At 71.3% G+C, this 6,500-nt stretch carries 4 protein-coding genes; 1 reads left to right on the top strand and 3 read right to left on the bottom strand.

Translation table 11 applies throughout. The annotated features are described in order from the left end of the window. Positions 1-201 precede the first annotated feature (201 nt). The 3 genes from ACH9EU_RS15485 to ACH9EU_RS15475 form a co-directional block, all read right to left on the bottom strand. Positions 202-654: an RpiB/LacA/LacB family sugar-phosphate isomerase gene (locus tag ACH9EU_RS15485; RefSeq protein WP_396414793.1), complete on the bottom strand. Its 453-nt coding sequence runs from the start codon at positions 652-654 to the stop codon at positions 202-204. A 245-nt stretch (positions 655-899) separates the two neighbouring features. Continuing rightward, positions 900-1,673 carry an SDR family oxidoreductase gene (locus tag ACH9EU_RS15480; protein ID WP_396414792.1) on the bottom strand — a complete coding sequence of 258 codons (774 nt, stop codon included), beginning with the start codon at positions 1,671-1,673 and terminating at the stop codon, positions 900-902. 44 nt (positions 1,674-1,717) lie between these two features. After that, complete coding sequence (locus ACH9EU_RS15475) at positions 1,718-2,542, bottom strand: TIM barrel protein (protein WP_396414791.1); 825 nt, start codon at positions 2,540-2,542, stop codon at positions 1,718-1,720. A gap of 486 nt (positions 2,543-3,028) precedes the next feature. On the opposite strand from ACH9EU_RS15475, the gene ACH9EU_RS15470 reads away from it, so the two are divergent. After that, complete coding sequence (locus ACH9EU_RS15470) at positions 3,029-6,481, top strand: pyruvate carboxylase (RefSeq protein ID WP_396414055.1); 3,453 nt, start codon at positions 3,029-3,031, stop codon at positions 6,479-6,481. Positions 6,482-6,500: the final 19 nt, after the last annotated feature.

Genomic DNA, 6,500 nt, shown 5'->3' with positions numbered 1-6,500 from the left:
CCCGCCACTGTCGTGCACTGACCGTCCCTGCACGCGAGCTGCCCCGTGACCACGGTCGGGCAGGGATCCCCACGACCCCCGTCCCGGCTGCGTCGTGGTAGCCGTGGAGCAGCCCGCACCGGAGGCTCGCCGGGGGCTCTGGACGGCGATGGAATCCCTGACCCGCCGCGGGGCCGACCGGCGGGCCGGGCCTCGGAGGCCTCAGTCTCGGGCCAGGCCACCTTCGGGGACGGCTACGGTGGTCCTGCACGCATGCCCGATCCACTCCCCCACCAGTCGGCGGACGAGTGCGAGGTCGAGTGCCAGAGGATCCACGACCAGCACCCGGCAGTCCTGGGCCATGCCGGCCCGGTCGACCGAGGCGGACCCGCAGACCGTGAGGACGCGGAGACCGGACTCCTTCGCGGCCGTCACCATGGCGGGATCCGCCCCGCAGACAAGCAGGGCCCGGTCCATCTGGCCGTTCCGGATCATCCGCGCGGCCACGGATCCGATGTCCGGTCGTGACGAAGGGTCAGCGACGCGGACGTCGTGACGGTCGATGCCGATGTCGACGGCTTCGACGACACGGCAGTCACCGAGCAGATCGGCGAAGACCGCGTCCTTGATCGCGACTCCGGCGCTGTCGGCGCCGAGCACGAGGCGGAGGGGCATCCTGGGTTCTCCTTGTCGGGGACCGGGCGGAGCGGGACGCTCCGACGGAGGCTGGCCGACCGGCCCGGGCCGGTGCCGGCACGTGGTGATCGGTCGGGGCACCGATGCCGGCGCCCCGGCACCCAGCTGACGGCTGGGAACCGGGGCGCCGGACCCGCTGGTGCACGGGCGGGCCTCCTGTGTCGCACCGTCGGCCCAGGGGCCGGCGATGTCGCGATCAGCCGTCGGGGGACGGCGGCCGCGAGTCAGTGCATGTGGCTTCCGCCGTTGATGTCGAGGGTCACTCCGGTGAGATAGGAGGAGTCCTCGGAGGCGAGGAAGGTGATCGCCGCGGCGATCTCTTCCGTGGTGGCGGTGCGCCCGACCGGGACGCTCGCGGAGATGGCCGCCTCCTGCTCGGGGGTGCTGCCCACGCGGATGTTGGTGTCGACCGCCCCGGGGGTCACCGCGTTGACCGTCACGCCGGTCGGACCGAGCTCGCGGGCCAGGGCCTTGGTGAACCCCAGGATGGCGGCCTTGGCCGCGGAGTAGGGCACCTTGCCGAAGACTCCGCCACCGCGCTGGGCGGACACCGATGACATGTTCACGATCCGGCCCCAGCCCTGTTCGATCATCTCGGGCAGGAAAGCCTTGGTGACCAGGTAGGTGCCGGTGGCGTTGACGTCCATGACCTTGTGCCACAGCTCCAGGGTGGTGTCGAGGAAGTCCACCGGCGAGGTGATCCCCGCGATGTTGACCACCGCCCCCACCGGGGGGAGGTCGCCGGCGGCGACCTCGGCGGCCACCGCGTCGTGGGCGGTGGTCACGGAGGCCTCGTCGGCGACGTCGATCGCGTGGCCGAGCGCGGGCACGCCGAACTCCTGCCCGATGCTCCGGGCGACCTGCGCGGATTTCTCGCCGTCGAGGTCCAGGATCACCACGCCCCAGCCCTCGCGGGCGAAACGGCGGGCCGTGGTGGCTCCGATGCCCTTCTCGGACGTGGCGCCGGTGATGACAGCAGTGCGCTGGGTGGTGGTCATGTTGCTCCTCGGGGTGGTGGGAAATGGATGGCTGTGATGGTGGTCTAGAGCAGGGGTGAAACGAACTCGGCCGCCGCCACAGCAGCGGCGGGGCGCTCCTCGTCCGTGACATCGCGGGTCTCCAGCTCCAGGGAGAAGTGACCGCTGTAGTTCGCGGCGGCGAGGGCGTGGAACCCCGCGGCGAAGTCGGCTTTGCCGTTGCCGATGCCGAGGTTGATGTCGCCGGGGATGGCATCACGGAGGTGCACGTGGGCGATCCGCTCGTCGAAGGTCTCGATGAAGTCCACCGGGTTCCCGCCGGAGGCGACGATGTGGCTGAAGTCCATGACCACGCCGACACCGGTCCCGGCCAGACGGGAGGTCAGGCGGCGGGCGCGGTCGATGTTCCAGCACAGGCGGTGGACGTGCAGGGACTCGGTCCACACCTCCACACCGGTCACTGCGGCCCGGTCCGAGGCGTGGGTCAACTCGGCGGCGACGGTGTCCAGGTCCTCCTCGAGCGATCGGACCGGGTCGTGGTCCGACGCCCCGCAGGGCAGGACCAGGGCCCGGGCGCCCACCGCACGGGTGAGCCGCAGGAGCATCTCGAGGTGCTGCTCCCGCGCCGTCCGCTGCTCGTCGTCGAGCGGGGTGTTGAGATCCCCGATGTCCCCGTTGACGGATCGGACCGCCAGCCCGGATGTTCCGACCTCCGTGCTGACCCGGTCCACGGCATGCTCGTCCAGGACGTAGGGCACGTGGTCGCAGACACCGGGGAGAGCGCCCAGATCGATCTCCCGGAACCCGCTCTCGCGCATCGTCCTCAGCGCCTCCGGCAACGGCAGGTGCCGGAAGCTGATGGAGGAGCAGCCCAGTCGGGGAGAGAACATGTCGTTGATCCTTGCCTGGAGCCGGTGGGTGTGCCGCACGTCACGTTACCTTGGCCGACTGTTAACAGTCAACATGAGTTGGCTCCGGATCGCCTTTCCAGCCAGCCGCCGAGAACCCCGCATGCTCGACGACCCCCTCGGTGCCGCCCCTCCGGAGGTCCGGAAGGTGATTCTTGACACACGATGAGGCGCGTTCTACTTTGACTGTTAACAGTTAACTTCGGTCCGTGGGGCACGATCTCGTGTCGGCCGGCATCGTGGCGCCCCTGACGTGGCGGCGTCGGACCTGCTTCCACCAGGAATCAGGTGGGCTTCTGTCCCTCGGCCACCCTCTGCGCGGTCCGGTGTCCGCGCAGAGGGAAAAGCGGGTTCTCGCGGAGGCACCCAGCGCCGCCCCTGCCTCTCTCCACACCATCGATGTTGTCCGAATTCCACGAAGCAGTGCCCGGGCGTCCACGAGGCGCACCGGGTGCGGGACGGTTGTAGATGTTCGAGAAGATCCTGGTGGCCAATCGCGGGGAGATCGCGATCCGGGCGTTCCGCTCGGCCTATGAGCTGGGGGCCAAGACGGTGGCGGTGTTCCCGTACGAGGACCGTCACTCGATCCACCGGCAGAAGGCGGACGAGGCCTATCAGATCGGTGAGGAGGGTCACCCGGTGCGGGCCTACCTCGACGTGGCGGAGATCGTGCGGGTGGCCAAGGAGTCCGGGGCGGATGCGATCTATCCCGGCTACGGGTTCCTCTCCGAGAACCCGGACCTGGCCCGTGCCGCGGAGGCGGCGGGGATCACGTTCGTGGGCCCGGCCGCGGAGATCTTGGAGCTGGCCGGCAACAAGGTCGAGGCCCTGAAGGCGGCCCAGCGGGCGGGGATCCCCACCCTGGACTCCTCGGCCCCCTCCTCGGACGTGGAGTACCTGCTGGGCCAGGCCGAGCGCATCGGCTTCCCGGTCTTCGTCAAGGCCGTCGCCGGCGGCGGTGGTCGCGGGATGCGGCGGGTGGAGACGCCCGAGGCGCTGCCCGAGGCGCTGGCGGCGGCGATGCGGGAGGCGGACACGGCCTTCGGGGATCCCACGATGTTCGTGGAGCAGGCGGTGCTGCGTCCCCGTCACATCGAGGTGCAGATCCTGGCCGATGCCGAGGGCAACATCGTCCATCTCTTCGAGCGGGACTGCTCCGTGCAGCGCCGCCACCAGAAGGTCATCGAGATCGCCCCGGCCCCGAACCTCGACGAGGGGATCCGTCAGGCCCTGCACGCCGACGCGGTGAAGTTCGCGCGCGAGCTGGGCTACGTGAACGCGGGCACCGTGGAGTTCCTGGTGGACACGGCCGGGGAGCGGGCCGGGCAGCACGTGTTCATCGAGATGAACCCCCGCATCCAGGTCGAGCACACGGTCACCGAGGAGATCACCGACGTGGACCTCGTCCAGTCCCAGTTGCGCATCGCCGCCGGGGAGTCCCTGACGGACCTGGGCATCAGCCAGCGGGAGCTGACCGTGCGGGGGGCGGCGATGCAGTGCCGGATCACCACGGAGGACCCGGCCAACGGTTTCCGCCCCGACGTCGGTCGCATCTCCGCCTACCGCTCGGCCGGCGGGGCGGGGGTGCGCCTGGACGGCGGGACGGTCTACGCCGGTGCCGAGGTCTCCCCCCACTTCGACTCCATGCTGGTCAAGCTCATCTGCCGGGGCCGGGACTACGCCACGGCCGTGCACCGCTCCCAGCGGGCCCTGGCGGAGTTCCGGATCCGCGGGGTCGCGACCAACATCCAGTTCCTGCAGGCCGTGCTGGCCGATCCGGAGTTCCTGGCCGGGAACGTGGCCACGGACTTCATCGAGCGCCGTCCGGAGCTGCTGGAGGCGCGCACCTCGGGGGACCGGGCCACGAAGGCGCTGACCTGGCTGGCCGAGGTGACGGTGAACCGGCCCAACGGGGAGCGGGTGGAGGGCATCGATCCGCGCACGAAGCTGCCGCGCTACCCCGGGGACAAGCAGGACGAGCCGCTGCGGTCCCCGTTCGACGGCCCCTCCGAGCACACTCCGCCGCCGGGGTGGCGCCAGGTCCTCCAGGAGAAGGGTCCGGAGGGCTTCGCGGCGGCGCTGCGGGAGCAGACGGCGGTGGCGGTGACGTCCACGACCTTCCGCGACGCCCACCAGTCCCTGCTCGCGACCCGGGTGCGCACCCGCGACCTGCTCGCGGCCGCTCCGGCCTACGCGCACACCCTGCCGCAGCTGTTCTCGGTGGAGGCCTGGGGCGGGGCCACCTACGACGTGGCCCTGCGCTTCCTGGGCGAGGACCCGTGGGAGCGCCTGGCGCTGCTGCGCCAGGCGATGCCCAACATCCCCATCCAGATGCTGCTGCGCGGGCGCAACACGGTGGGCTACACCCCTTACCCCACGGAGGTCACGGACGCGTTCGTCGCCGAGGCCGCGGCCACCGGGGTCGACATCTTCCGGATCTTCGACGCGCTCAACGACGTGGAGCAGATGGCCCCGGCCATCGAGGCCGTGCGCAAGACGGGCACGGCGGTGGCCGAGGTCGTCCTGTGCTACACGGGCGACCTCAACGACCCGGACGAGGACCTCTACACCCTCGACTACTACCTGGATCTGGCCGCCCAGTGCGTGGCGGCCGGGGCGCACATCCTGGCGATCAAGGACATGGCCGGGCTGCTGCGCCCGGCCGCGGCCAAGCGGCTGGTGTCGGCCCTGCGGGAGCGCTTCGCGCTGCCGGTGCACCTGCACACCCACGACACCGCCGGCGGGCAGCTGGCCACGCTGATGGCCGCGATCGAGGCCGGGGTCGACGCCGTCGACGTCGCCGACGCCTCCATGGCCGGTACCACCTCCCAGGTCTCGGCCTCGGCGCTGGTGGCCGCCCTGGAGCACACCGAGCGCGACACCGGCATCCCCCTGGAGGCCATCTCGGCGCTGGAGCCCTACTGGGAGGTCATCCGCCGGATGTACTCCCCGTTCGAGTCCGGGCTCACCGCCCCGACCGGGCGGGTCTACCGGCACGAGATCCCCGGCGGGCAGCTGTCCAACCTGCGCCAGCAGGCCATCGCGCTGGGCCTGGGCGAGCGCTTCGAGGCGATCGAGGACATGTACACCGCGGCCAACGCCATGCTGGGCCGGCTGGTGAAGGTCACCCCGTCCTCGAAGGTCGTGGGCGACCTCGCGCTGCAGCTGGTGGGCATGGGCGTGGACCCGGCCGCCTTCGAGGCCGATCCCCAGCGCTTCGACCTGCCGGATTCGGTGATCAGCTTCCTCGCCGGGGAGCTGGGCACCCCGCCGGGCGGGTGGCCCGAGCCGTTCCGGACCAAGGCGCTTCAGGGGCGCAACGTGAAGGTCGGGATCACCGAGCTGGCCCCCGAGGACGCCCGAGCCCTGGCCGAGGACTCCGCGACCCGCCGGGCCACCCTCAACCGGCTGCTCTTCCCAGGCCCCACCCGGGAGTTCCTGGCCAGCCGGGCCAAGTACGGTGACCTCGCCCTGCTGCACACCCGGGACTTCCTCTACGGGCTGACCACCGAGCACGAGCACGTGATCTCCCTGGGCAAGGGCGTGCGGCTGCTGGTGACCCTGCAGGCGATCTCGGAGGCCGACGACAAGGGCATGCGCACCGTCATGGTGACCCTCAACGGACAGCCCCGGATGATCGAGGTCCGCGACACCTCCGTGGCCTCGGCGGTGCCCGAGACCGAGAAGGCCGACCCCACCGACCCCGGCCACGTCGCCGCGCCCTTCGCCGGGGCGGTCACCGTCACCGCGACCGAGGGCCAGACCGTCGAGCCCGGCGCCCAGGTCGCCACGATCGAGGCCATGAAGATGGAGGCCTCCATCACCGCGCCCACCGCGGGCACCGTCACCCGCGTCGCGCTCACCGGCGTCACCCAGGTCACCGGAGGGGACCTCCTCCTCGTCCTGGACCCCACCGACTGACCGCCCGCCGGTCCGGGCC

Origin of the sequence: Kocuria rhizosphaerae, assembly GCF_044462265.1 — a bacterium.
GTDB classification, from domain to species: Bacteria; Actinomycetota; Actinomycetes; order Actinomycetales; family Micrococcaceae; genus Kocuria; species Kocuria rhizosphaerae.
The sequence above is the reverse complement of the archived record's forward strand: the minus strand, read 5'-3'. Positions and strand labels throughout refer to the sequence as shown.

Coding starts and splice junctions, on each gene's coding strand:
- ACH9EU_RS15485 (WP_396414793.1), bottom strand. CDS start 654: ATGCCCCTCCGCCTCGTGCTCGGCGCCGACAGCGCCGGAGTCGCGATC.
- ACH9EU_RS15480 (WP_396414792.1), bottom strand. CDS start 1,673: ATGACCACCACCCAGCGCACTGCTGTCATCACCGGCGCCACGTCCGAG.
- ACH9EU_RS15470 (WP_396414055.1), top strand. CDS start 3,029: ATGTTCGAGAAGATCCTGGTGGCCAATCGCGGGGAGATCGCGATCCGG.
- ACH9EU_RS15475 (WP_396414791.1), bottom strand. CDS start 2,542: ATGTTCTCTCCCCGACTGGGCTGCTCCTCCATCAGCTTCCGGCACCTG.